The sequence below is a fragment of the Embleya scabrispora genome (genome assembly GCF_002024165.1).
Taxonomy (GTDB): Bacteria; Actinomycetota; Actinomycetes; order Streptomycetales; family Streptomycetaceae; genus Embleya; species Embleya scabrispora_A.
Genome location: NZ_MWQN01000001.1, coordinates 5145303 through 5171339 on the forward strand (window position 1 = coordinate 5145303; position 26037 = coordinate 5171339).

At 71.2% G+C, this 26037-nt stretch carries 24 protein-coding genes and 1 pseudogene; 20 read left to right on the forward strand and 5 right to left on the reverse strand.

Annotation, left to right across the window (positions count from 1 at the left end):
- Nucleotides 1-5 precede the first annotated feature (5 nt).
- Nucleotides 6-365, reverse strand: coding sequence for a hypothetical protein (locus B4N89_RS22800; protein ID WP_078977681.1), 360 nt, complete (start codon nt 363-365; stop codon nt 6-8).
- A 111-nt stretch (nt 366-476) separates the two neighbouring features.
- Nucleotides 477-1427 carry a heme o synthase gene (locus B4N89_RS22805; protein ID WP_078977682.1) on the reverse strand — a complete coding sequence of 317 codons (951 nt, stop codon included), beginning with the start codon at nt 1425-1427 and terminating at the stop codon, nt 477-479.
- A 443-nt stretch (nt 1428-1870) separates the two neighbouring features.
- Here B4N89_RS22805 and tkt point away from each other — a divergent pair, with 443 nt between their 5' ends.
- The 14 genes and pseudogenes from tkt to B4N89_RS22875 all read left to right on the forward strand — a co-directional run bounded on the left by tkt (nt 1871) and on the right by B4N89_RS22875 (nt 17205).
- Nucleotides 1871-3961, forward strand: coding sequence for a transketolase (gene tkt / locus B4N89_RS22810; RefSeq protein ID WP_078977683.1), 2091 nt, complete (start codon nt 1871-1873; stop codon nt 3959-3961).
- Between the two features lie 126 nt (nt 3962-4087).
- Complete coding sequence (gene tal / locus B4N89_RS22815) at nt 4088-5200, forward strand: transaldolase (RefSeq protein ID WP_078977684.1); 1113 nt, start codon at nt 4088-4090, stop codon at nt 5198-5200.
- Nucleotides 5201-5378: 178 nt separating this feature from the next.
- The gene (locus B4N89_RS22820) at nt 5379-7061 is read left to right on the forward strand and encodes a glucose-6-phosphate isomerase (protein ID WP_235618733.1); all 1683 of its coding nucleotides are present in this window, start codon (nt 5379-5381) and stop codon (nt 7059-7061) included.
- Nucleotides 7058-8614 (forward strand): glucose-6-phosphate dehydrogenase, encoded by a 1557-nt coding sequence (gene zwf, locus B4N89_RS22825; RefSeq protein WP_078977686.1) that lies wholly within the window; start codon nt 7058-7060, stop codon nt 8612-8614. The genes B4N89_RS22820 and zwf overlap by 4 nt, the downstream gene beginning before the upstream one ends.
- Nucleotides 8611-9780 (forward strand): glucose-6-phosphate dehydrogenase assembly protein OpcA, encoded by a 1170-nt coding sequence (gene opcA / locus B4N89_RS22830; RefSeq protein WP_078977687.1) that lies wholly within the window; start codon nt 8611-8613, stop codon nt 9778-9780. Before zwf ends, opcA begins: the two co-directional genes overlap by 4 nt.
- Entirely contained in the window at nt 9777-10535 is a 759-nt protein-coding gene (gene pgl, locus B4N89_RS22835) for a 6-phosphogluconolactonase (RefSeq protein WP_078977688.1), read from the forward strand. The genes opcA and pgl overlap by 4 nt, the downstream gene beginning before the upstream one ends.
- 99 nt (nt 10536-10634) lie before the next feature.
- On the forward strand, nt 10635-10847 hold the full coding sequence (locus tag B4N89_RS22840) for a type II toxin-antitoxin system CcdA family antitoxin (RefSeq protein WP_078977689.1): 213 nt from the start codon (nt 10635-10637) through the stop codon (nt 10845-10847).
- Nucleotides 10844-11164: a type II toxin-antitoxin system PemK/MazF family toxin gene (locus B4N89_RS48715; RefSeq protein WP_107504173.1), complete on the forward strand. Its 321-nt coding sequence runs from the start codon at nt 10844-10846 to the stop codon at nt 11162-11164. Before B4N89_RS22840 ends, B4N89_RS48715 begins: the two co-directional genes overlap by 4 nt.
- A gap of 390 nt (nt 11165-11554) precedes the next feature.
- Nucleotides 11555-12805 (forward strand): ergothioneine biosynthesis glutamate--cysteine ligase EgtA, encoded by a 1251-nt coding sequence (gene egtA / locus B4N89_RS22850; protein ID WP_078977690.1) that lies wholly within the window; start codon nt 11555-11557, stop codon nt 12803-12805.
- Nucleotides 12802-14148: an ergothioneine biosynthesis protein EgtB gene (egtB, locus tag B4N89_RS22855; protein WP_078977691.1), complete on the forward strand. Its 1347-nt coding sequence runs from the start codon at nt 12802-12804 to the stop codon at nt 14146-14148. The genes egtA and egtB overlap by 4 nt, the downstream gene beginning before the upstream one ends.
- Nucleotides 14148-14837 (forward strand): annotated as a pseudogene (egtC, locus tag B4N89_RS51570) (ergothioneine biosynthesis protein EgtC); the annotation flags it as partial. The gene egtB and the pseudogene egtC, both read left to right, overlap by 1 nt.
- Nucleotides 14838-14954: 117 nt before the next feature.
- Complete coding sequence (egtD, locus tag B4N89_RS51575) at nt 14955-15932, forward strand: L-histidine N(alpha)-methyltransferase (protein WP_235618969.1); 978 nt, start codon at nt 14955-14957, stop codon at nt 15930-15932.
- A 494-nt stretch (nt 15933-16426) separates the two neighbouring features.
- Nucleotides 16427-16819, forward strand: a complete 393-nt coding sequence (locus tag B4N89_RS22870; RefSeq protein WP_078977694.1) for a hypothetical protein — start codon at nt 16427-16429, stop codon at nt 16817-16819.
- Nucleotides 16816-17205: a hypothetical protein gene (locus B4N89_RS22875; RefSeq protein WP_143658052.1), complete on the forward strand. Its 390-nt coding sequence runs from the start codon at nt 16816-16818 to the stop codon at nt 17203-17205. Before B4N89_RS22870 ends, B4N89_RS22875 begins: the two co-directional genes overlap by 4 nt.
- Here the strand turns inward: B4N89_RS22875 and B4N89_RS22880 are convergent.
- The 3 genes from B4N89_RS22880 to B4N89_RS22890 form a co-directional block, all read right to left on the reverse strand.
- A complete protein-coding gene (locus B4N89_RS22880) occupies nt 17199-18152 on the reverse strand; it encodes a COX15/CtaA family protein (RefSeq protein ID WP_078979551.1) in 954 nt (317 codons plus the stop codon). The two genes, B4N89_RS22875 and B4N89_RS22880, sit on opposite strands and share 7 nt — an antisense overlap.
- Nucleotides 18153-18232: 80 nt before the next feature.
- Nucleotides 18233-18949, reverse strand: a complete 717-nt coding sequence (locus B4N89_RS22885; RefSeq protein ID WP_078979552.1) for an ABC transporter permease — start codon at nt 18947-18949, stop codon at nt 18233-18235.
- Between the two features lie 83 nt (nt 18950-19032).
- Nucleotides 19033-19962 (reverse strand): ABC transporter ATP-binding protein, encoded by a 930-nt coding sequence (locus B4N89_RS22890; RefSeq protein WP_078977696.1) that lies wholly within the window; start codon nt 19960-19962, stop codon nt 19033-19035.
- A gap of 214 nt (nt 19963-20176) precedes the next feature.
- Between B4N89_RS22890 and B4N89_RS22895 the strand changes: the two genes are divergently transcribed.
- The 6 genes from B4N89_RS22895 to B4N89_RS22920 are packed head-to-tail and all read left to right on the forward strand — an operon-like array spanning nt 20177 to nt 26030.
- Nucleotides 20177-21043 carry a helix-turn-helix transcriptional regulator gene (locus B4N89_RS22895; protein ID WP_078977697.1) on the forward strand — a complete coding sequence of 289 codons (867 nt, stop codon included), beginning with the start codon at nt 20177-20179 and terminating at the stop codon, nt 21041-21043.
- Nucleotides 21040-22452 carry a Fe-S cluster assembly protein SufB gene (gene sufB, locus B4N89_RS22900; RefSeq protein WP_078977698.1) on the forward strand — a complete coding sequence of 471 codons (1413 nt, stop codon included), beginning with the start codon at nt 21040-21042 and terminating at the stop codon, nt 22450-22452. The genes B4N89_RS22895 and sufB overlap by 4 nt, the downstream gene beginning before the upstream one ends.
- Before the next feature lie 3 nt (nt 22453-22455).
- A complete protein-coding gene (gene sufD, locus B4N89_RS22905) occupies nt 22456-23688 on the forward strand; it encodes a Fe-S cluster assembly protein SufD (RefSeq protein ID WP_201260885.1) in 1233 nt (410 codons plus the stop codon).
- A complete protein-coding gene (locus tag B4N89_RS22910) occupies nt 23685-24002 on the forward strand; it encodes a non-heme iron oxygenase ferredoxin subunit (protein ID WP_078977699.1) in 318 nt (105 codons plus the stop codon). Before sufD ends, B4N89_RS22910 begins: the two co-directional genes overlap by 4 nt.
- Nucleotides 24003-24009: 7 nt before the next feature.
- A complete protein-coding gene (gene sufC, locus B4N89_RS22915; protein WP_078977700.1) occupies nt 24010-24774 on the forward strand; it encodes a Fe-S cluster assembly ATPase SufC in 765 nt (254 codons plus the stop codon).
- Complete coding sequence (locus tag B4N89_RS22920) at nt 24771-26030, forward strand: cysteine desulfurase (RefSeq protein WP_078977701.1); 1260 nt, start codon at nt 24771-24773, stop codon at nt 26028-26030. The genes sufC and B4N89_RS22920 overlap by 4 nt, the downstream gene beginning before the upstream one ends.
- The last annotated feature ends 7 nt before the right edge of the window (nt 26031-26037 follow it).

Here is a 26037-nt window from a genome sequence, read left to right on the forward strand (position 1 = left end):
GCCCGTCAGCCCTGCGCGCCGCCCAGTTGCAGGCCCGCCATCCGGGACCACTCGTACTCGGTCGTGCGCACCTTCGCCGCGAGTTCGTTCGGGAACTCCTCGTGCAGCGTCACGCCCGCCTTGACGATCGCGGCGCGGGCGATGTCCCGGTTGCGCACGACCTGGTCGCCCCAGGCCCCGTCGGCGCCGACGAGCACGATCCGGGTCGCGTCGCGGCCGACGTACTCGACGACCGCGTCGCCCCCGCCGCCGTGCGCGGCGGTGAAGCGCTCGATGTGTTTGGCGATCCTGCGCACCTGTCGCTCGACCCGCGCATCCGGGGAACCCGGTTCCGGCGTGGCCGTCGTGGTCTCGGTGTCCGTCATGGCGCCCACATTACCGACGGGGCGTCACCGGATCCGGCGCAATCGCGCGTGGTCCGGATCACGTCGCGACGCATGATCGCGGCACATCGCGGGCGCCGCGCCCGAACCGGCTCAGAACAGCAGCGGGTCGACCGCGACCGCGACGAACAGCAGCGTCAGGTAGGTGATCGACCAGTGGAACAGCCGCATCTCCTTGAGCTTGGCGCCGGTCACCTCGGCCTTGGCCCGACGCTGCAGCCCGTGCGCCTCCCACAACCAGGCCGCCCCGAGCAGGGCCGCGGCGATCGGGTACAGCGGCCCGGTGTCCGCGGCCGGCCACAGCAGCATCGACACCCCGACCATGACCCAGCTGTAGAGCACGATCTGGTTCGCGACGACCTTGTTGCCCGCGACCACCGGCAACATCGGCACACCGGCATTGGTGTAGTCGTCGGTGAACTTCATCGACAGCGGCCAATAATGCGGCGGGGTCCAGAAGAAGACCACCGCGAACAACACCACCGGCGCCCAGTCCAGCGAATTCGTGACCGCGGTCCAGCCGATCAGCACCTGCATGCAACCCGCGATACCGCCCCACACGATGTTCTGCGGCGTGCGCCGCTTCAGCAACATCGTGTAGACGACGACGTAATAGAAGATCGCGAAGACGGAAAGCGCCGCCGACAGCGGATTGACCAGGAACCAGAACCACGCGGTGGAAATCACCCCGAGCGCGCTCGCGAACACGATCGACTCGCGCGGCGACACCATTCCGGTGACCAGCGGCCGCCGTTCGGTGCGGTGCATCAGCCGGTCGATGTCCCGGTCGATGTACATGTTGAAGGCGTTGGCGCTGCCCGCCGAGAGGTATCCGCCGAAGACGACCAGCAACACCAGTCCCAGATCCGGCAGCCCGTGCGCCGCCAGGAACATCACCGGAATGGTGCTGATCAGCAGCAGTTCGATGATGCGCGGCTTGGTGAGGGCCACGAATGCGAGAACCCGGGCCATCGGCGGGCGGGCGCCGGCGGGCGCATTTCCCACCAGCCCGGCCGGTCGGGATTCGACGGCTGTCACGAACACCCCATCAGCAGCGTTTTCGGCCGGGCCCGGGTGCCGCCCGGAAGCCGGTTTGCTCGTCAATACATAAGCGGAGGCAAGGGGTGTCGAGACGTCGAGGCCCGGACCCACTAGCAGGAAACTGTAGTCCCTCACCAGGGGCACGAAGCCTCCGGGGCATGCCCGCCGCACCGCCGGGTAGCCGACCGGAAGGTCGCCGCGTGCGCCGCCCCGTGCCCACCACGCGTCGTGCCTCGTCCCGCGTGTCCCCGCGGTCCGCCCGACCACGTGGACATCGGGGTGAACCACACGGTGAACGTCACCACCCGGGTGGCCGTCCTCCGAGCGAGGGAACATGCCGCCCCCGGTAGGCTCGGCCACGTGCCGGAGGCGCCGGGGCGAAGGTCCCGAGCCGGCCGCAATCATTCGGCGTATCCCGGAAGACCCCGGAAGGAGCCCTGACAAGGGTGAGCACCAAGCCGACCCCCGACAACAGCTCTCTCGACTGGAGCGACCTCGACAAGCGAGCCGTCGACACCGCTCGCGTGCTCGCGATGGACGCCGTTCAGAAGGTCGGTAACGGCCACCCCGGAACGGCCATGAGCCTGGCCCCGGCGGCCTACCTCATCTGGCAGAAGTTCCTGCGCCACGATCCGACCGACCCGGACTGGACCGGTCGCGACCGCTTCGTGTTGTCCCCGGGCCACACCAGCCTGACCCTCTACACCCAGCTCTACCTGTCCGGCTACGGCCTGACCCTGGACGACCTGAAGTCGTTCCGCACCTGGGGCAGCCGCACCCCCGGCCACCCCGAGCACGGCCACACCGCCGGTGTCGAGACCACCACCGGGCCGCTCGGCCAGGGCGTGGGCAACGCGGTCGGCATGGCGATGGCGGCCCGCTACGAGCGCGGCCTGTTCGACCCGGACGCGGCCCCCGGCGCCTCCCCGTTCGACCACACCATCTGGGTGATCGCCTCCGACGGCGACCTCGAAGAGGGCATCTCCGCCGAGGCCAGCTCACTCGCCGGGCACCAGAAGCTGGGCAACCTCGTCGTGCTCTACGACGACAACCACATCTCGATCGAGGGCGACACCGAGACCGCGTTCAGCGAGGACGTCCTCGCCCGCTACGCGGCCTACGGCTGGCACACCATCCGGGTCGAGCCGCAGGCCGACGGCGACATCGACATCGCGGCGCTGAGCGCGGCCCTGGAGGCGGGCAAGGCGGAGACCGGCCGGCCGACCATGATCGCCATGCGGACGATCATCGCCTGGCCCGCGCCCAACGCGCAGAACACCGGCAAGGCGCACGGCTCGGCGCTGGGCGCCGACGAGGTCGCGGCCACCAAGCGGGTACTCGGCTTCGACCCCGAGCAGTCCTTCGAGGTCGCCGACGAGGTGCTCGCGCACACGCACCAGGTGGTCGACCGGGGCCGTGCGGCGCACGACGCGTGGAAGAGCGCGTTCGCCAAGTGGGCCGAGACCAACCCCGAGCGCGCCGCCGAGCACGCCCGCATCGCCGCCCGTCGGCTGCCCGACGGCTGGGAGAAGGCGCTGCCGGAGTTCGAGGCCGGCAAGCCCGTCGCCACCCGCAAGGCCTCCGGCAAGGTGCTCGCCGCGCTCGGCCCGGTCGTCCCCGAGCTGTGGGGCGGCTCCGCCGACCTGGCCGAGTCCAACAACACCACCATCGACGAGGGCAGTTCGTTCCTGCCCGAGGGCAACCCCCTCAAGGGCGCGAGCCCGTACGGGCGCACCGTGCACTGGGGCATCCGCGAGCACGCCATGGGCTCGACCATGAACGGCATCGCGCTGCACGGCGGGACCCGGATCTACGGCGGCACCTTCCTGGTGTTCAGCGACTACATGCGCCCGGCCGTCCGGCTCGCCGCGCTGATGAAGCTGCCCACCACCTACGTGTGGACGCACGACTCGATCGGTCTCGGCGAGGACGGCCCCACCCACCAGCCGATCGAGCACATCGCCGCGCTGCGCGCGATCCCCGGCCTGGACGTGGTCCGCCCGGCGGACGCCAACGAGGTCGTGGTGGCCTGGCGCAAGATCCTGGAGACCACCGACCGTCCGGCCGGCATCCTGCTCACCCGCCAGGACGTACCGACGTGGGACCGGACCGAGTTCAACTCGGCCGAAGGCGTCGCGCACGGCGGTTACGTGCTGGCGGAAGCCTCCAGCGGAGTGCCCGAGGTGATCCTCATCGGCACCGGCTCCGAGGTGCAGACGGCGGTCGCCGCCCGCGAGGTGCTCGAAGCCGAGGGTGTGCCCACCCGGGTGGTCTCGATGCCGTGTGTCGAGTGGTTCAACGCGCAGGAGCAGGCGTACCGCGAGAAGGTGCTGCCGCCTTCGGTCAAGGCGCGCGTGTCGGTCGAGGCCGGCATCGCCCAGGGCTGGCGCGAGTTCGTCGGCGACACGGGTCGGATCGTCTCGCTGGAGCACTTCGGCGCGTCGGCGGACTACAAGAAGCTGTTCGCCGAGTTCGGGATGACCCACGAGGCCGTCGTTTCGGCCGCTCGGGAATCCCTGGCGCACGCCGGTAGCTGAAGATCATGTGACCCGGTGGGCGGTGTCGGGTGGGAACACCCACCCGACACCGCCCACACCGGGCGTCGATCCGCCGCCCATGACGCGGCCGGATCCGGCCGCCCACTCGATAAGGAGCAAAGTGTCATGACGGAACCCCTGCGTCGCCTGTCCGCCGAGGGCGTGGCCGTGTGGCTCGACGACCTGAGCCGGACGCGGCTGGAGTCCGGCAACCTGCAGGAACTCGTCCGCGACCGCGAGGTCGTGGGCGTGACCACCAACCCGGCGATCTTCCAGAAGGCGATCTCCGGCAACGACGTCTACGACGCGCAACTGCGCGAGCTCGCGGTGCGCGGCGTGACGGTCGAAGAGGCCGTGCGCATGATCACCACGGCCGACGTGCGCCGGGCCTGCGACGTGCTGCGCCCGGTCTACGACGCCACGAACGGCCGCGACGGCCGGGTGTCGATCGAGGTGGACCCGCGCCTGGCGCACGACACCGAGACGACCAGCGCCGAGGCGCGCCAGCTGTGGTGGCTCGTGGACCGGCCGAACCTGTTCATCAAGATCCCGGCCACCAGGCCCGGTCTGCCCGCCATCTCGCAGGCGCTCGCCGAGGGCATCAGCGTCAACGTCACGCTGATCTTCTCGCTGGCCCGCTACCGCGAGGTGATGGAGGCCTACGTCGAGGGCATCGAGCGCGCCCGCGCCGCCGGTCTGGACATCTCCAAGATCGAGTCGGTCGCGTCGTTCTTCGTCTCCCGCGTGGACACCGAGATCGACAAGCGGCTGGCCGCGCTGGGCACCGACGAGGCCAAGGCCGCGGCGGGCAAGGCCGCGGTGGCCAACGCGCGACTGGCCTACCAGGCGTACGAAGAGGTCTTCGGCACCGAGCGCTGGCAGGCCCTCGCCGCCGCCGGGGCCCGGCCGCAGCGCCCGCTGTGGGCCTCCACCGGCGTCAAGGACCCGGCGTACCGCGACACGATGTATGTGGACGACCTGGTCGTCAAGGGCGTGGTGAACACCATGCCCGAGGCCACCTTGAACGCGGTCGCCGACCACGGCTCCATCACCGGCGACACCGTGCACGGCACCTACGAGTCGGCGCAGGCCGACCTCGACGCGGTCGCCAAGCTCGGCATCTCCTACGACGAGGTCGTCGACCTGCTCGAAGAGGAGGGCGTCGAGAAGTTCGAGACCTCCTGGAACGAGCTGCTCGCGTCCGTACAGGGCGAGCTGGACCGGCTCGCCAAGAGCTGACGCCCCCTCGTCGAACGGCCGTTGCACCCGGTGGGCCTCCCTCGCCGACCGGCGCAGTACCCGCTCGTCCCGCCGCCGCCGCATGTGACCCGTTCGGCGGCGGCGGGAGGGGTAATCCACGCAATCAGGGCATGATTTCAGCACACTCCCACCCCATTCATAGGAGGGCTGACCGCCCGTGGTACACGCAAACGACGAACGCGTGACCGCAGGCGGCGTGGACGTCACCGTTTCCGGTGACCTCGTTCACTCCGCCGCAGTCGCCGAAGTCATCACCGCCTGCGTCGTGGACAAGGTGCCCGCGCGCCTGACCGCCTCCGACGCCACCCTGTGGGGTCCGGACGCCGAGTCGCTGGCCGCGATCCGCCTGGGATGGGTGGACCTGCCCGCCTCCTCGCGCGCGCTGCTGCCGCAACTCGCCGAACTGCGCGAGCGGTTGGCCGCCGAGGGCCTGGACCACGTGGTCCTGGCCGGCATGGGCGGCTCCTCGCTGGCCCCCGAGGTGATCACCGCCACCTACGGCAAGTCGCTCACCGTGCTCGACACCACCGACCCCGCCCAGGTCCGCCGCGCGCTGGGCGAGGACCTGGAGCGCACCGTCGTGGTCGTCTCCAGCAAGAGCGGCGGCACCGTGGAGACCGACAGCCACCGCCGCGCGTTCGAACAGGCCTTCCTCGACGAGGGGTTGACCAACGACCAGCTCGCCGGCCGGATCGTGGTGGTGACCGACCCGGGCTCGCCGCTGGAGAACACCGCGCGCAACGCCGGCTACACCATCGTGCTCGCCGACCCCAACGTCGGCGGCCGCTACTCCGCGCTGACCGCGTTCGGCCTGGTGCCCAGCGCGCTGGCCGGGGTGGACGTGGAACGCCTCCTCGACGAGGCCGCCGCGCTCGCCCCGACGCTGGCCGGCGATCGGGACAACCCCGGCCTGCTGCTCGGCGCGGTGCTCGGGGCCGCCGCCAACCACGGCCGGGACAAGCTGGTCCTGGCCAACAGCGGCGACATCGTCGGATTCGGCGACTGGGCGGAGCAGTTGATCGCCGAATCCACCGGCAAGCAGGGCCGGGGCATCCTGCCCGTCGTGGTCGAGAGCCCGACCGCGCCGGGCTTCGACCACGCGTCCGGCCCGGACGCGGTGCGCGCGGTCATCGGCGCGGAGGACATCGAGCGCCTCGCCGCCGACCTGCGCGTGTCCGGCCCGCTGGGCGCGCAGCTGCTGCTGTGGGAGTACGCGACCGCGGTCGCCGGCCGAGTGCTCGGCATCGACCCGTTCGACCAGCCCAACGTGCAGGAGTCCAAGGACAACACCGGCGCGCTGCTCGAACGCGCGGGCGACGACGGACCGCTGCCGGTGGGCACACCCGCCTTCGTCGACGGCGCGGTCGAAGTACACGGCGACGCCGGGCTGTTGGCCGGCGCGAGCGACCTGACCGGGGCGCTGCGCGCGCTGCTCGCCGCGGTGCCCGACAACGGCTACCTCGCGGTCATGGCCTACCTGGACCGGCTCGGCGACACCGACGCGCCCGAACTGCGCCCGCTGCTCGCCGAGGCGCTGGACGGGGAGCAGGTCACCTTCGGCTGGGCCCCCCGATTCCTGCACTCCACCGGCCAGTTCCACAAGGGCGGACCCGCCGTCGGCGCCTTCCTCCAGATCACCGGCGCCAACACCGAGGACCTGGACGTACCGGCCAAGCCGTACAGCTTCGGCCGCCTGCAACTGGCCCAGGCCCTCGGCGACCTCGGCGCGATCACCTCGCGCGAGCGCCCGGTCCTGCGCCTGCACCTGACCGACCGCGCGGCCGGACTCGGGCAACTGCTCGACGCCGCCCGCGCCCTCGCGGACGGAGCGGCTCGATGAGCCCCAAAGCCGGCAAGAGCAAGCCGGCCGTCTGGCCGGAGAACCCGCTGCGCGACCCCCAGGACCGCCGGCTCCCGCGCATCGCGGGTCCGTCGGGCCTGGTCATCTTCGGCGTCACCGGCGACCTGTCCCGCAAGAAGCTGATGCCGGCGATCTACGACCTGGCCAACCGCGGCCTGCTGCCGCCGGGCTTCGCGCTGACCGGGTTCGCCCGGCGCGACTGGGAGAACCAGGACTTCGCCCAGGTGGTCTACGAGGCGGTCAAGGAACACGCCCGGACCCCCTTCCGGGAAGAGGTCTGGCAGCAGCTGTCCGAGGGATTCCGCTTCGTCCAGGGCGAGTTCGACGACGGCAAGGCGTTCGACCAGCTGCGCCAGACGATCGACGAGCTGGACGAGCAGCAGGGCACCCAGGGCAACCACGCGTTCTACCTGTCCGTGCCGCCGAAGGCCTTCCCCGAGGTGGTCCGCCAGCTCAAGGAGCACGGACTCGCCGACCCCAAGGCCGACTCGTGGCGCCGCGTGGTGATCGAGAAGCCGTTCGGGCACGACCTCAAGAGCGCGCGCGAGCTGAACAAGGTCGTCGACGACGTCTTCCCGCCCGAGTCGGTCTTTCGCATCGACCACTACCTGGGCAAGGAGACCGTCCAGAACATCATGGCGTTGCGCTTCGCCAACACCATGTTCGAGCCGCTGTGGAACCGCTCCTACGTGGACCACGTGCAGATCACCATGGCCGAGGACATCGGCATCGGCGGCCGGGCCGGGTACTACGACGGCATCGGCGCCGCGCGCGACGTGATCCAGAACCACCTGCTGCAACTGCTCGCGCTGACCGCGATGGAGGAGCCGGTGTCCTTCGACGCCGACGCCCTGGTGGCCGAGAAGCTGAAGGTGCTCGGCTCGGTCAAGCTGCCCGACGACCTCTCGCGCGGCACGGTGCGGGCCCAGTACACCCGCGGCTGGCAGGGCGGCGAGCTGGCCAAGGGCTACCTCGAGGAGGACGGCATCCCACCGGACTCGCGTACCGACACCTACGCCGCGATCAAACTGGAGATCGCCAACCGCCGCTGGGCGGGCGTGCCGTTCTACCTGCGCGCGGGCAAGCGCCTCGGCCGCCGGGTCACCGAGATCGCGGTGGTCTTCCAGCGCGCCCCGCACCTGCCGTTCGACGCCACCGCGACCGAGGAGCTGGGGCAGAACGCCCTGGTCATCCGGGTGCAGCCGGACGAGGGCATGACGGTGCGCTTCGGCTCCAAGGTGCCGGGCACCGCGATGGAGGTGCGCGACGTCAACATGGACTTCGCGTACGGCGAGTCGTTCACCGAGTCGAGCCCGGAGGCGTACGAGCGCCTGCTGCTCGACGTGCTGCTCGGCGACGCGCCGCTGTTCCCCCGGCACGAGGAGGTCGAGCTGTCCTGGAAGATCCTCGACCCGATCGAGGAGCACTGGGCGCAGCACGGCAAGCCCGAGCCCTACGTGTCCGGGACCTGGGGTCCGGACGCGGCCGACGAGATGCTCGCACGTGACGGACGGAGCTGGCGCCGCCCATGATGATCGATCTGACGGACACCAAGTCGAGCAAGATCAATGCCGCGCTGGTCGAGGCCCGTCGAGGAATGGGCAGCCCCACCCTCGGCATGGTGCTCACCCTGGTCATCGTCACCGACGAGGCCAACCAGTACGACGCGATGAAGGCCGCGAGCACCGCCGCCCGCGAGCACCCCTCGCGGATCCTGGTGGTGATCGGCCGCCCGGGAGCGGAGATCGCGCCGCGCCTGGACGCCGAGGTCCGGGTCGGCGACTCGGGCGTGGGCGAGACCGTACTGCTGCGCATGCACGGGGAGTTGGCCAACCACGCCGAGTCGGTCGTGCTGCCGCTGCTGCTGCCCGACGCGCCGGTCGTGGTGTGGTGGCCGGGGCGTGCGCCGGAGGTGCCGAGCAAGGACCTGCTCGGCGCGCTGGCCACCCGCCGGGTCACCGACGCCGCCGCGCCGCCGCGCCGGGCCGATGTGCTGCGGCTGCGGGCGAGCGCGTACACGCCGGGGGACACCGACCTGGCCTGGACCCGCACCACGCCGTGGCGCAGCCTGCTGGCCGCGGCGCTCGACCAGAAGTACAGCCGGATCCTGAGCGCGAAGGTCGGCGCCAAGGCAGGCAACCCGAGCGCGGAACTGCTCGCGCTGTGGTTGACCGACCGCTTGGAGGTCGACGTGGAGCGGGTGGAGACCGGCGGCCCCGGGATCACCGCGGTGACGCTGGTGACCGAGGACGGCGAGATCGTGATCGACCGCCCCGACGGGATGATGGCGTCGCTGTCCTCGCCCGGCCAGCCGGACCGGGTGGTCGCGCTCAAGCGGCGCGAGGCCTCCGACCTGGTCGCCGAGGAACTGCGCCGGCTGGACCCGGACGACGTGTACGCGGCGACGCTGGCGCGGGCCGCGCTGGAGGCGGCGCGGGTGCCGTCGGCGGCGTCGTTCACCGAGTCGCCCGAGTCGCAGACGCCGGTGAGCGACGTGGAGAAGGCCGAGGAGGGCGAGGCGCCGCTGCGGAAGCCGAAGAAGGAGGTCGGTACGGCTCCGCCGCTCAAGCGCACGTCGAGCGCGGCGGGGGCGAAGCGGGCCTCCGCCCGGGGGCGGGTGGCGGACGAGGGCGCGCCCGCCGCGCCGAAGAACGCGGCCGGCCGGGCGCCTCGGAAGAAGAAGGGCGACGGCGCGTGAGCCCGCACGGCCCGGTCCGGGTGCACGCCGACACGGCACTCCTCGCCAAGGCGGCGGCCACCGGGCTGATCCAGCGGGTCGCCGACGCGCAGGCCGAGTTCGACGTGGCGCACATCGTGCTGACCGGTGGCCGCAACGGGAACGCGCTGTTGCACGAGTTGTCGCTCACGCCCACGCTGGGCGCGATCGACTTCGACCGGCTGCACGTGTGGTGGGGCGACGAGCGGTTCCTGCCGGCGGGCCACGCCGACCGGAACGAGACGCAGGCGCGCGAGGCGTTGTTGGACACCGTCCCGGTGCTGCCGGAGCTGGTGCACCCGATGCCGGCCAGTGATGGTCCGGACGGGGACGACGTGGAGGCGGCGGCGGCACGGTATGCCGCCGAACTGGCCGCCGCCGCACCCGCGGGCGCGCTGGTCCCGACGTTCACCCTGGCCATGTTCGGGGTGGGCCCCGACACGCACGTCGCGTCGCTCTTCCCGGGCTTCGCGGCGACGGAGGAGACGGAGCGCACGGTGGTCGCGGTCCGCGAGGCCCCCAAGCCTCCGCCGACCCGGATCACGCTGACCTTCCCGGCGATCCGAGCCGCCCACGAGGTGTGGCTGCTCGCGGCGGGCGAGGACAAGGCCGACGCGGTGGCGGCGGCCCGGGCCTCCACCGACCCCACCAAGACCCCGGCGGCCGGCGCCTACGGCACGGGCGCCACCCTGTGGCTCCTGGACCGGGCCGCGGCGGCGGGGCTACAGGAGCATTAGCCGTACCCGAAGGGCGGGGCGGAGGCTGGATTCGGCCTCCGCCCCGCCCTTCGGTTGTTTCCGTCGCCGGAGGGTCATACGTGCCGTATGATCGATGGTATGACGGCAAAGGAGCGGGTGACGGTCACACTTCCCGCCGACTTGCTGGCGGCGGCGAAGATCGCGTCCGCCGGAAATCTGTCCGCCTATGTCGAGCGTGCGCTGCGCTCCGAAGCCCTCCGCGAGGCGGGGGACGCGATAGCTTCCTGGCGAGGCCGGGATGTCGACGACATCGAGGAGTTCGCCGACATGTTCGGCGAGGAGATCGCGTGAACCTCGCACGCGGGCAGGTCTGGGAAGTTCCCCTGGCCACCAAGGTCCGAGCCGTCGTGATCATCGAATCCGACGCGGCCATTCGCGCCCTGCCGGGAACCCTCGTGTGCATGATGATCGATCAGACCGGGGGCGCCCCGGACACGGTGGTCACCGTGCCGATCACCGAACCGATCGAGGGCGCGGCTGTCGCCGTCGATCTCGTCTCACTCACCGACAAGCGCATCCGTTCCGGCGCATTCCTGGGCACCGTCGACGCGGCCGTCATGACCCGCCTGTCCGCAGCCCTGCGCGTGGTGCTGGAACTCACCGACTGAAACGGTCGACTTCCCTGCCCCGCCCGGCGACCCGGAGCGGGGCCACACCACGACGAACCGCCTTCGACTTCGTCGGCCGGACGAGATCGCCGGCCTGTGGACCTCCCGAGCGGTCGGCGTGATCCGACTCGCCGGCCTTGTGGTCTCGCTGCCTCGTGCCGGCACCCGGCCACCGCTTCCCGACCGCCGATCCGTATACCCGCCAACCGGAAGGTCCGTTCCGAGGGGTGCCGGAGCTTCATTCGGGCGTGGTCCCGGGTTCACGGGGGTACGGGTGTTCCGGTCGTGATTGCCGGGTACAGCAGACCGGGAAGTCACGGGAGGGCCACACTGGGGGCCACGAGTGGGACCGGAAGCGGGACCACGCGAGGGATCGAAGGAGTGCGTGCGATGGCTACCACTCTGCAGGAGGACGACGCACAGGCCCATGTACACGGGGTGTGCTTCAAGACCGGCCCGCCCGCGCGGGTCGGGATCGAACTGGAATGGATCGTGCACGACGGCGCCGACGCCCGCCGGGAGGTGGCGCCGGAGCGGCTGGACGAGGCCCTGGCCCTACTGGAGGCGAAGGGGCTGCCGTTCGGCAGCAGATTGACCCGCGAGCCGGGTGGGCAGGTCGAACTGAGTTCACCGCCCGCCGACACGCTCGCCGGATGCGCCCGAGACCTCCGGGCCGACATGACGGCCCTGGAGCAGGCGCTGGCCGCGAGCGGACTCGTGCTCGCGGGCCACGGCCTGGAGCCGTATCGAAACCCGCCACGCGTCCTGGACCACCCGCGCTATCGGGCGATGGAGGCGTACTTCGACCGGGATGGCTCCTGGGGCCGGATGATGATGCGCGGCACCGCGTCCGTGCAGGTCAACCTGGACGCGGGCGACGAGAGCGCGGGCCTTCGGGACTATCGGTCGCGCTGGGAATTGACCCACCGGCTGGGCCCGGTACTGGTCGCCGCGTTCGCCAACTCGCCGCTGTGGCAGGGCAAGCCGACCGGTTGGCGGTCCACCCGGCAACTGGTCTGGGCCCGCATGGACCCCGGCCGCACCCGGCCGCCGGGCCCGCCGCCGGGCATCGACGGCGACCCGCGCGCCGCGTGGGCTCGCTACGCCCTGGACGCGCCGCTGTTGTGCCTGCGCGGCGCCACGGCGGACGGGTGGAACGCCCCGGAGGGCCTGACCTTCCGCTCCTGGCTGCGCGGAGTGCCCGGGATGCGGCCGCCCACCCTCGACGACCTCGACTACCACCTCACCACCCTCTTCCCGCCGGTGCGCCCGCGCGGCTGGCTGGAGTTGCGGATGATCGACGCGCAGCGCGGCGAGGACTGGATCGTGCCCGCCGCGATGGCCGCCACCCTGCTGGACGACCCGGTCGCGGCCGAGGCGGCATGGGGGGCGACCGAACCCCTGTGCGCCGACGGCGCGACCGTACCGACCGAGGCGGTCTGGCACCGCGCCGCCCGGCTCGGCCCCGCCGACCCGGTGCTCGGCAAGGCGATCATCGCCTGCTTCGCCGCCACGGAGAACGCGCTCGCCGTCGCCGGCGCGCCCGGCCCGGTCCGTGCGGCCGTCGCCGAATTCACCCGGCGCTACGCGGAACGGGGCCGATGTCCCGCCGACGATCTGTTGGAAAGGACCTGTCGATGACGTCGCTGAAGCCATCGGAAACCTCGACAACCGCGAAATCGATAGCCGAGGCCGCGTTGGCGCGGGCCCGGCGCCGGACGCTGGCCCTGACCGAGTGTCTGACCGACGAGGAACTGACCGCCCAGCACTCCCCGTTGATGTCGCCGCTGGTCTGGGACCTGGCGCACATCGGGAACCAGGAGGAACTGTGGCTGGTCCGCCGCGCCGGCGGCCGGCCGGCGCTGCGTCCGGATCTGGACGCGCTGTACGACGCGTTTCGGCATCCTCGCGCGAACCGTCCGGCCCTGCCCCTGCTGGCGCCCGAACCGGCCCGGGACTATGTCGGCGAGGTACGGGCCAGGGCGCTGGAGGTGCTGGAGGGCGCCGATTTCGACCCCGACGGTGATCCGCTCCTGGCGCGGGGATTCGTGTTCGCCATGCTCGCCCAGCACGAGCAGCAGCACGACGAGACCATGCTCGCCACGCACCAGTTGCGCGCCGGACCGGCCGTCCTGGACGCCCCCGAACCGCCCGCCGCGCCGCCGGACGCGGCCGGGTTGCCGCGCGAAGTCCTGGTCGCGGCGGGGCCGTTCGAGATGGGCACCGACACCGACGGGTGGGCCTTGGACAACGAGCGGCCCGCGCACGTCGTCGAGGTGGCGGCGTACTGGCTGGACACCGTGCCGGTGACGAACGCGGCCTACCTGGAGTTCATCGCCGACGGCGGATACGACCGGGACGACTGCTGGACCCCGGAGGGGCGCCGGCATCGGGACGAAGCCGGGCTGCGCGCACCGCTGTTCTGGTGGCGCGACGGGAGGACGTGGCTGCGCCGGCGGTTCGGCCGGACCGAGCCGGTGCCGCCGGACGAGCCGGTCGTGCACGTGTGCTGGTACGAGGCGGACGCCTACGCGCGCTGGGCCGGGCGGCGGTTGCCGAGCGAGGCCGAGTGGGAGAAGGCGGCCCGGCACGATCCGGTCGAGGGCCGGTCGCGGCGGTATCCGTGGGGCGACGCCGAGCCCACGCCCGAGCACGCCAACCTCGGCCAGCGGCATCTGCGTCCGGCGCCGGCCGGAGCGTATCCGGCGGGCGCCGCCCCGTGCGGGGCACGGCAGTTGCTCGGCGACGTCTGGGAGTGGACCGCCTCCGACTTCACCGCCTACCCCGGGTTCGCGGCGTTTCCCTACCGGGAGTATTCCGAGGTGTTCTTCGGGCCCGGGCACAAGGTGCTGCGCGGCGGCGCGTTCGGGGTCGACGAGGTGGTCGCCCGGGGCACCTTCCGCAACTGGGACCTGCCTATCCGGCGGCAGATCTTCGCCGGATTCCGCACCGCGCGCGACGCGGCGCCCGGGGAGGCGGGCTGATGTGCCGTCACCTGGCCTATCTGGGGCCGGAGATCGCGCTGGCGTCGGTGCTGGTGGAGCCGACGCGCGGGTTGTACGAGCAGTCCTGGGCGCCGCGCCGGCAGCGGTACGGGACGGTCAACGTCGACGGGTTCGGCTTCGGCTGGTATCCCGACGCGGATCCGGCGGACGTCGAACCCGCCCGCTATCGGCGCGCGTTGCCGATCTGGGCCGACCCGAACCTGCCCGACCTGGCCCGGACCGTGCGCAGCGGCGCGTTCCTGGCCGCCGTGCGCAGCGCCACCGCCGGCACCAGCCAGGAGGAGGCGGCGGCCGCGCCGTACCGGGACGGCGCGTGGCTGTTCAGCCACAACGGCGCCGTGCCGGACTGGACCCGGCTGCCGGTCGGGCCCGCGCTCGACCAGGCCGCCCTGCTCGGGATGGAGGCGCGCTGCGACTCGGCGCTGATCTGGGCCCTGCTCGCGCGCCGGCTCCGGCAGCGCGAGCCGGTCGGCGGCGCGCTGGTCGACGTGGTCCGGCGGATCGCCGAGGTGCGCCCGACGGCCCGGCTCAACCTCCTGCTCACCGACGGCCGGACCGTGTTCGCCACCCGATACGGGGACACCCTCTGGTACCGCACCGGCCCCGGACGGGTCCTGGTCGCCTCCGAACCCGACGAGCACCAGGACCCGATCTGGGACGCGTGGCGGGAGGTACCCGACCACTCCCTCCTCGTCGCCACCCGCGACGGCGTCCGCATCGCCCCGATCCGTCCCGTGCGACCCGTCGCCGCACGTCCGTCATCCGCACCACAGGAACGGCGTCCCATGAACAGCCGATTCACCCTCGACCACCGGCTGCCGGCCGACTACTTCGACACCACGCTGCGCGCCGACGTGCGCCGAGGACTGACCGCGCCGGGCAAGTCGTTGCCGCCCAAGTGGTTCTACGACGCGCGCGGCAGCGAGTTGTTCGAGGAGATCACCCGGCTGCCCGAGTACTACCCGACCCGCGCCGAGCAGGAGATCCTGACCCGGCGCGCCCCCGAGATCGCCGCGGCGACGCGGGCCCACTCGCTGATCGAATTGGGCTCGGGCTCGTCGCGAAAGACCCGGCTGCTCCTGGACGCGCTCACCGCGGCCGGCACGCTGGAGCGCTATGTGCCGCTGGACGTGAGCGATTCGGCGCTGGTCCAGGCCGGTGAGGCGCTGTGCCGCGACTATCCGACGCTGCGGGTCGCGGCCACGGTCACCGACTTCGAACAGGAACTCCCCCTGGCGGACGAGCCGGGCCCGCGCCTGCTCAGCTTCCTGGGCAGCACGCTCGGCAACCTCGACCCCGCCCAGCGCACGGACTTCTACCGCATCCTGCGCCGCGCGCTGAGCGCCGACGACACCCTGCTGCTGGGGGTCGACCTGGTCAAGGACCCGGCCGTGCTGGTCGCCGCCTACGACGACGCCCAAGGCGTCACGGCCGAGTTCAACAAGAACGTCCTGCACGTGCTCAACCGCGAACTCGACGCCGACTTCGACCCCGACGCCTACGACCACGTGGCGCTGTGGAACGCGCAGGAGGAGCGCATCGAGATGCACCTGCGCTCCAGGATCGACCAGACGGTCAAGATCCCGCCCCTCGACCTGTCCATCGACTTCACCCGAGGCGAACACCTCCGCACCGAGATCTCCACCAAATTCCGCCGCGAGCCCCTGGAAGCCGAACTCGCCGAGGCCGGCTTCACCATCCGCCAGTGGTGGACCGACCCGCAAAACCGCTTCGCCCTCCTCTTGGCCGTCCCGAGCCGCTGACCCACCGGGCTCCCGACGAACGCCCCCACCCACCGGGGCCGTTCGTCGGGAGCCCTGCCTCGCCCGCCCCGCACGCTCGTCGAACCTCTGAGCTAATCTGCCATGACGATGTGTCACCAATGGTGGATCGAGCCCGGGGGCGCCCGTGAGCAACATCGAGCGAATACTCGATCCGCGTCGCATCCACAGGAAGATGCCGGCCCCACACCGCCGCCGCCGGAAACCGGCCGACCAGCGGTACGTGCCCAACCCCCGACCGAACAACGCCCCCGTCCCACCGGGCGGCTTCAAGGTCTCGCCCGCCGGTCTGCGCGGGCGGCCGGTGCCGGCCTCGGTCCGTGCCTCCTTCGAGGGCGGTTGCTGATGGTGACCGTGTCGCAACTGCGCGACGCCCGGTTCAGGCCGGATTCGAGGAGAAGGTTCTGCTGACCGGCCAGAATCATCCTGGAGCACATCGATGAATCGGCCGCCGAGGGGAAGGTTCGCAAGGTCCGATGATCGGGCGATGGGCCGACCGGGTTCGGCGAAGGTGGATCCGGGGGCTCGCGGCCGTCGGCGTTGTCGTCGCGACACTGGTCGGATGTTCGGTGCTCTCGGTGCCGGACACCACGTTCGGGCCGCCGGATCGGCGGGCGGATGTGTTGATTCCGGCGGTGTTGCCGGATGTGTTGGCCGGTGGGCGGGTCACGGAGTTGGACGCCGTGTTCGGGCTCGGTGAGGCGTATCGCGCGCGGGGCAGCGCGGGGCGGATGTGGCACGGTTCGATGTTCGTGAGGCTGATCGCCTATCGCTACGGGGACGTGGGCGCGGCCAAGAAGAGCTTCGGGGGAATGCGCCGCATCAGGTGCACGCCGACGACTGGGGGTCGGGTGTCAAGCCGACCGTGATCTCGCATTATCAGGTCGGTGGTGCGGATCAGGCGCAACTGGAGAGTCGGAGCGGGCCGAACGCGGCCACCGCGGGTGAATGGCTCTACTGGGCGCGCTACGACGAATACGTGGTTTTCGTCGAGTTGCGATTCGGCAGCGAGTGGTATCGCGATGGTGTCGACCCCGAGCGGGTCAAGGTCGCCCTTCGGCCGATCGATGCCCACATCCGGAGCCGACTCGCGGTGGGTGCGGACCGGAAGCCGGAATTGCAGCCCCCCGCGCCGACTCCGCCGACTCCGTCGCCCGGACGTCTCAACGTGGAGCGAGGATTGTGGCGGCCCACGCCCACCTGTGACGGGCTGGGTGTTCCGGCGACCGTGGATCTTTCGCCGCGGGGTCAGTAGCTGGTGGCGACCGGTTCGCGGGTTTCGGGTTCCGCCTCGTCGGCGGCTTCGCGGGGCTGGTCGCCTCGGATGCGGAGGGCGAAGACGGTTCTTGTCGCGGTGACCACCGTGAGGGCGGCGCCGAGCATGTGGGTGAGGACCATCCACTCGGGCAGGCCGTTGAAGTATTGGATGTAGCCGATCAGGCCCTGGGGGATCAGGACGGCGAGCAGCCACCACACGCGTGATTGGGCGGCCTGGGGGGCGTCGGTGACGCGCAGGGCCAGGGCCAGGGCGACGGCCGCGCCCAGGAGCAGGAAGGCCAGGTCGGCGTGCAGCCAGGCGATCTGGTCGATGTCCACGTCGAAACGCTTGGCCTTGAGGTCGCCCGCGTGCGGGCCGGAGCCGGTGACCACGGTGCCGATCACGATCAGCGCGCCCGCCACGCCGAGGGTGCCGTAGCCGAACCAGCGGATCTCGGGACGGACCAGGAAGCGGGCCGGCGCGTCGCCCTCGCCGGAGCGTTCGTACAGCGCCACCGCCGACGCGATCAGCGCCATCGACAGGAGCAGGTGGCTCGCCACCGCCATCGGGTGCAGGTCGGTGAGCACCGTGATGCCGCCGAGCACGGCCTGGCCGACCACCGTGCCGATCTGGATCCAGGACAGCGTGGTGATGTCCCTGCGGCGCACGGTCATTCGGTACGCGGCCACCACGCAGAGCACCGCGATCGCGCCGACCACGTAGGTCAGCATGCGGTTGCCGAACTCGATGTACGCGTGGTGGCTGACCGCCTCGTGCGGCGTCCAGTCGCGGGTGTCGCTGTCGCAGCGGGGCCAGGTGTCGCACCCCAGGCCCGAGTCGGTGAGTCGGACGAGACCGCCCGTGACGACGATGCCGACCTGCGCCACCAGGTTCGCGAGGAACACGCGGCGCGCGACGAGGGGGGAGACGGCCTGCAGACTCATGCGCGACATGCTACGTCGTGAACGGATTCACAAGCGCACCAGGGGTGTCGGTCGACGCCCGCCCCGACTCCACCCCGACCTCACTCCCAGCGGAAGAAGCGCGCCGCCGCGCCGAGGCCCAAAACCGCCCAGACCGCCAGGATGGCCAGATCGCCCAGCGGCAGCCCCGACCCGTCCCGGAGCACGTCGCGCAGCCCGTCCGACAGCGCCGAGATGGGGAGCAGCGCGAGCGTGTGCTCGACCCCGGAGGGGAACTTGTCCAGCGGCACGATCACCCCGCCGCCGAGCAGCAGCAGGATGAACACCAGATTCGCGCCCGCCAGGGTGGCCTCGGCCCGCAGCGTGCCGGCCATCAGCAGCCCGAGCCCGGAGAACGCCGCCGTGCCCAGGAGCAGCAGCAGGATCACCCACACGGGGTTCCCGTGCGGCGACCACCCCAGCCCGAACGCGATCGCCGTGAGCAGCGCCACCTGCAGGATCTCCACCACCAGGACACACGTGGTCTTGGCCACCATCAGCCCCCACCGGGGCAGCGGGGTCGAGCCCAGCAGCTTGAGCACGCCGTAGCGCCGCTCGAACCCGGTCGCGATCGCCTGCCCGGTGAACGCTGTCGACAACACCGCCAGCGCGAGCAGCCCCGGCGCCAGGAAGTCCACCCGGTCGCCGTCCCCGGTGTCCACGAGGTCGGCCGAGCTGAACACCACGAGCAGCAGCGTCGGAATGATCACCGTCAGCAACAGCTGCTCGCCGTTGCGCAGCAACATCCTGGTCTCCAGGGCGCTCTGCGCCAGGATCATCCGACCCAGCGGCGCCGCCCCCGGCGCGGGCGCGAACGTACCGCGCGTCCCGTCCCGCGTCGCCGCGGCCTTCGCGTCCGCGCTCAACTCCGCAGCTCCCGTCCGGTCAGCTCCATGAACACGTCCTCCAGGCTGCGTCGTTCCACCGTCAGCCGCTCCGGCATCACCCCGTGCTGTGCGCACCAGGAGGTCACCGTGGCGAGCAGTTGCGGGTCTATCTCGCCCTCGATCCGGTACGCGCCGCGCGAGACCTCGAACGCCTTGGCGCCCTCGGGCAGCGCGTTGAGCAGCGAGCCCATGTCCAGACCGGGCGGGCCGGAGAAGCGCAGCGAGTTCTCCGCTCCGTCGTGGCACAGCGCCTCGGGCGAGCCGGACGCGATCACCCGGCCGCGGTCCACGATCACCACCTCGTCGGCCAGCTTCTCCGCCTCGTCCATCAGGTGTGTGGTGAGCACCACGCTCACCCCGTCGGCGCGCAGCTCGCGCACCAGGTCCCAGGTGGCGTGCCGGGCGTGCGGGTCGAGGCCGGCGGTCGGCTCGTCCAGGAACACCAGTTCGGGGCGGCCGACCACGGCGAGCGCGAGCGCCAGGCGCTGCTGCTGGCCGCCGGACAGCCGGCGGTAGGTGGTCCGCCCGCACGAGCCCAGGCCCAGGCGTTCGATCAGCATCGCCACGTCCAGGGGGTGTGCGTGCAGTTTGGCGACGTGGCGCAACATCTCCTCGGCGCGCGCCCCCGAGTACACGCCCCCGGACTGCAACATCACCCCGATCCGGGGCCGCAGCGCGGCGGCGTCGCGCACCGGGTCCAGGTCGAGCACCCGGACCTCGCCCGCGTCGGCGCGCCGGTAGCCCTCGCAGATCTCGATCGTGCTGGTCTTGCCGGCGCCGTTGGGGCCGAGCACCGCGGTGACCCGGCCGCGTTCGACGGTGAGCGAGAGCCCGTCCACGGCGGTCTTGTCGCCGTAGCGCTTGACCAGGCCCGTGAGCGCGACTGCCGGCGACGAGGAGTCCATGACGAGTCAGTCTAGAAAGCTCCGGGCCCCCGTCGTGCCGGGGTCGGCGAGAACGGCCGGAACACCGTTCGACTGACGGGACGTCAGATGAACCCGCAGGTCGAAGCGGGTCGAACGGCTCGCCGAGAGACCGTGTGATGTTAGGTACACCTAAGTGATGGACTCCACGCGGATGCCGTTTGGCCTGGCGCACTATTAACGCAACAATGGTGTTGTGGAAAACGCGCGGACGAGCGAGGAGGCACCGAGGCGGGCGACCGTCCCGGGTGCCGGCACGCCCGAACACGACGGCCACGAGGGCACCCGCCACCGGGTCACCCGGTCGATCGTCGAACACGGTCCGTCCACCGCGGCGGACCTCGCCGAGCGGCTGGAGCTGACCCCGGCGGGCGTACGCCGCCACCTCGACGCACTGCTCGCCGAAGGTGTGCTGGTGGCCGGTGAACAGCGCGTCTACGGGCGCCGAGGCCGGGGCCGTCCGGCCAAGCTGTTCGCGCTGACCGACGCCGGCCGCTCCGGTTTCCACCAGGAATACGACGAGCTGGCGGCCGAGGCGCTGAGCTTCGTGGCCGAACGGCTCGGCAGCGAGGCGGTGGCAACTTTTGCCCGCGAGCGGCTTGCCGCGCGCGAGGAGAGGTATCGTCCCTCGGTCGAGTCCGCGCCCACCGGGGAGCGGGCCCGAGCGCTGGCCGAGGCGCTGTCCGCCGACGGGTATGCCGCGAGTGCGCGGCCCGCACCCGGCGGAGAGCAGCTTTGCCAGCACCACTGTCCGGTGGCGCACGTCGCCGAGCGGTTCCCACAGCTCTGCGAGGCCGAGGCCGAGGTGTTCGCACGCCTTCTCGGCACGCACGTGCAACGGCTGGCGACCATCGCCCACGGCGACGGCGTCTGCACCACGCACGTTCCCGCTGTACAGGCTGAAACGGCCGGTCCGACCGGTCGCAGGACCGGCTCGTCCGGTCCGCCGGCCGCACCCTCCGTTTCGAAAACCAGCGAAGACCGAAATCCGCCGCGCCGGGGCACCTCCCGTTCGCGGGAATCGACCGCCGCCGACCCGGCTTCCGGGAGGACTACTTCATGACCACCGACGCTCGCCCCGAGCTCGAGGGCCTGGGCACCTACGAGTACGGCTGGGCCGACTCGGACACCGCCGGCGCCTCCGCGCGCCGTGGCATCTCCGAGGAGGTCGTCGCCGACATCTCGGCGAAGAAGTCCGAGCCCGAGTGGATGTTGAAGCAGCGCATGAAGGGCCTGCGGCTCTTCGGCAAGAAGCCCATGCCGACGTGGGGCTCCGACCTCTCCGGCATCGACTTCGACAACATCAAGTACTTCGTCCGCTCCACGGAGAAGCAGGCCGCCTCGTGGGAGGACCTGCCCGAGGACATCAAGAACACCTACGACCGGCTCGGCATCCCGGAGGCGGAGAAGCAGCGCCTGGTCGCGGGCGTCGCCGCCCAGTACGAGTCCGAGGTCGTCTACCACCAGATCCGCGAGGACCTGGAGGAGCAGGGCGTCATCTTCCTGGACACCGACACCGGGCTGCGCGAGCACCCGGAGCTGTTCAAGGAATACTTCGGCTCGGTCATCCCGACCGGCGACAACAAGTTCTCCGCGCTGAACACCGCGGTGTGGTCGGGCGGCTCGTTCATCTACGTCCCGCCGGGCGTGCACGTGGAGATCCCGCTCCAGGCCTACTTCCGGATCAACACCGAGAACATGGGCCAGTTCGAGCGCACGCTGATCATCGCCGACGAGGGCTCGTACGTGCACTACGTCGAGGGCTGCACGGCGCCGATCTACAAGTCGGACTCGCTGCACTCGGCCGTGGTCGAGATCGTGGTCAAGAAGAACGCCCGGGTGCGCTACACGACCATCCAGAACTGGTCGAACAACGTGTACAACCTGGTGACCAAGCGCGCGGTGGCCCACGAGGGCGCCACGATGGAGTGGATCGACGGCAACATCGGTTCCAAGGTCACCATGAAGTACCCGGCCGTGTGGCTGCTCGGCGAGCACGCCAAGGGCGAGACGCTGTCGATCGCCTTCGCGGGCGAGGGCCAGCACCAGGACGCGGGTTCGAAGATGGTGCACTGCGCCCCGAACACCTCGTCCAACATCGTGTCCAAGTCGGTGGCGCGCGGCGGTGGCCGCACCTCCTACCGCGGCCTCGTGCAGATCGAGGAGGGCGCGCACGGCTCGACCTCGTCGGTCAAGTGCGACGCGCTGCTCGTGGACACGATCAGCCGCTCGGACACCTACCCGTACGTCGACGTCCGCGAGGACGACGTGTCGATGGGTCACGAGGCGACCGTCTCGAAGATCTCCGACGACCAGCTGTTCTACCTCATGAGCCGCGGCATGACCGAGGACGAGGCCATGGCGATGATCGTGCGCGGGTTCGTCGAGCCCATCGCGCGCGAGCTGCCCATGGAGTACGCCCTCGAGTTGAACCGCCTGATCGAGCTTCAGATGGAAGGGGCTGTGGGCTAGTCCATGGCTGCGAACACCAACACTCCCGGTAGCACCACCGCCGGATCGATCGCCGTGCGCGAGGCCGGGGCCGAGAACGTGCTCGCCGGCCCCGGCACCGGCCGCTCGGTCGCCCAGCCCGCCGACGCCCGCCAGGTCGCCGCCGCGTCCTACGACGTCGCCGACTTCGCCGTGCCGACCGGCCGCGAGGAGGACTGGCGGTTCACCCCGCTGGCCCGCCTGCGCGGTCTGCACGACGGCACCGCGGCCGCGGCCGGGCGCGGCGAGGTCACCGTCTCGGTGACCGCCCCCGAGGGCGTCACCGTCGAGACGGTCGACCGCTCCGACGCGCGCATCGGTCGGGCCGGCAAGCCCGTCGACCGCGTCGCGGCCCAGGCGTACAGCTCGTTCGAGAAGGCCACCCTCGTCGTGGTCGGCAAGGACACCCAGCTCGCCGAGCCCATCGTGATCGACCTGCGCGGCGCCGGCGGCACCGCGTTCGGGCACGTCGCGATCGAGGTCCAGCGGTTCGCCGAGGCGACCGTGGTGCTCGACCACGCCGGCTCCGCCACCTACGCGCAAAACGTCGAGTTCATCGTCGGCGACGGCGCGAAGCTCAAGGTCGTCTCGATCCAGGACTGGGACGCCGACTCGGTGCACGTGGGCGCGCACCTGGCCCGGGTGGGCCGCGACGCGTCCTTCACCTCCGTGGTGGTCACCCTCGGCGGCGACGTGGTCCGGCTCTTCCCGCGCGTGGTCTACGACGCCCCGGGCGGCGACGCCGAGCTGTACGGCGTGTACTTCGCCGACGCCGGCCAGCACCTCGAACACCGCCTGTTCGTCGACCACGACGTGCCGCAGTGCCGCAGCCTGGTCACCTACAAGGGGGCCCTGCAGGGCGCCGACGCGCACACCGTGTGGATCGGCGACGTGCTCATCCGCGCCGCGGCCGAGGGCACCGACACCTACGAGCTCAACCGCAACCTGGTGCTCACCGACGGCGCCCGCGCCGACTCGGTGCCCAACCTGGAGATCGAGACCGGCGAGATCGCCGGCGCCGGACACGCCAGCGCGACCGGCCGCTTCGACGACGAGCAGCTGTTCTACCTCCAGTCGCGCGGCATCCCGGCCGACGAGGCCCGCCGCCTGGTGGTGCGCGGCTTCTTCGCCGAGGTGATCGCCCGGGTCGGCATCGCCGACCTCCAGGAGCGGCTGATGAAGCAGATCGAGGCCCGGCTCGAAGGCGGCGCCCGATGAGCTACCTCAAGGCGTGCGCCGAGGGCGACCTGCACGAGGACACACCGCTGCGCGTCGTGCTCGACGACGTCCCGGTGACCCTCGTGCGCACCGAGGGCGACGTGTACGCGATCAACGACGTGTGCTCGCACGCCAACGTCTCGCTGTCCGAGGGCGAGGTCGAGGACTGCGCGATCGAGTGCTGGCTGCACGGCTCGCGCTTCGACCTGCGCACCGGTCGCCCCTCGGGCCCCCCGGCGAACCTGCCGGTCCCCGTATACCCCGTGAAGATCGACGGCGGCGCCGTCTACGTCGAAGTGAACCAGGAGTCCTGAGTCCGTTATGGCAACGCTTGAGATCCGCGACCTGCACGTCAGTGTGGACGCCGAGAACGGTCCGCGCGAGATCCTGCGCGGCGTCGACCTGACCGTGAAGCAGGGCGAGACCCACGCCATCATGGGCCCCAACGGCTCCGGCAAGTCCACGCTCGCCTACTCGGTCGCGGGGCACCCGAAGTACCAGGTCACCGGCGGCACCGTGCTGCTCGACGGCGAGGACGTGCTGTCCATGACCGTCGACGAGCGGGCCCGCGCCGGGCTGTTCCTGGCCATGCAGTACCCCGTAGAGGTCGCCGGCGTCTCGGTGTCCAACTTCCTGCGCACCGCCGCCACCGCCACCCGCGGCGAGGCCCCCAAGCTGCGGCTGTGGATCAAGGAGGTCAAGGAGGCCATGGAGCGCCTCCAGATGGACCCCTCCTTCGCCGAGCGCAACGTCAACGAGGGCTTCTCCGGCGGCGAGAAGAAGCGCCACGAGATCCTGCAGCTGGAGCTGCTGCGCCCGAAGATCGCGATCCTCGACGAGACCGACTCCGGTCTGGACGTCGACGCGCTGCGCGTGGTCTCCGAGGGCGTCAACCGGGTGCAGGCCACCGGGGAGATCGGCACCCTGCTGATCACCCACTACACCCGCATCCTGAAGTACATCAAGCCCGACCACGTGCACGTCTTCGCGGGCGGCCGGATCGTCGAGTCCGGCGGTGCCGAACTCGCCGACAAGCTGGAGGACGAGGGCTACGAGGCGTACACCGGCAAGGGGGAGTCTGCATGACACTGCACCTGCCGGGGCTGCTCGACACGGACACGATCCGCAAGGATTTCCCGATCCTCGAACGGCTCCTGCACGACGACCGACCGCTCGTCTACCTCGACAACGCGGCCACGTCGCAGACCCCGCGTCAGGTGATCGACGCGATGACGCACTACTACGCGAACAGCAACGCGAACGTGCACCGCGGCGTGCACGTGCTGGCCGAGGAGGCCACCGCGCTGTACGAGGGCGCCCGGGACAAGGTCGCGGCGTTCATCAACGCGCCCAGCCGGGACGAGATCGTCTTCACCAAGAACTCCTCCGAGGCGATCAACCTCGTCGCGAACATGCTGACCTGGGCGGACGAGCCGTTCAAGGTCGGCGTGGGCGCCGACGTGGTGATCACCGAGATGGAGCACCACTCGAACATCGTGCCGTGGCAGCTGCTCGCGCAGCGCACCGGCGCCCAGCTCAAGTGGTTCGGGCTCACCGACGACGGCCGGCTCGACCTGTCGAACATCGAGCAGGTGATCACCGAGGAGACCAAGGTCGTCTCGGTGGTGCACACCTCGAACATCCTCGGCACGGTCAACGACCTGGACCCGATCGTGCGCCGCGCGCACGACGTCGGCGCCCTGGTCGTGGTCGACGCGTCGCAGGCCGCGCCGCACATGGTGCTCGACGTGCAGGCGCTCGGCGCCGACTTCGTCGCGTTCACCGGCCACAAGATGTGCGGCCCGACCGGGATCGGCGTGCTGTGGGGCCGGCTCGGTCTGCTGGAGGAGCTGCCGCCGTTCCTGGGCGGTGGCGAGATGATCGAGACCGTGACGATGAGCGCGTCCACGTACGCGCCCGCGCCGCACAAGTTCGAGGCCGGCACGCCGCCGATCGCGGAGGCGGTCGGGCTCGGTGCGGCCATCGACTACCTGTCGGCGATCGGCATGGACCGGATCGCCGCGCACGAGCACGCGCTCACGGGATACGCGGTCGACGCGCTGAACAGCGTCGAGGGGCTGAAGATCATCGGCCCGGCCGACAACGTGGCGCGCGCGGCGGCGATCTCCTTCACCTTCGGCGACATCCACCCGCACGACGTGGGCCAGGTGCTCGACGAACAGGGCATCGCGGTCCGGGTGGGACACCACTGCGCCCGGCCGGTCTGCCTGCGCTACGGCGTGCCGGCGACCACCCGCGCCTCGTTCTACCTGTACTCCACGCCGGCCGAGGTCGACGCGCTCGTGGCCGGGCTGGAACATGTCCGACAGTTTTTCGGTTAGTACGGGT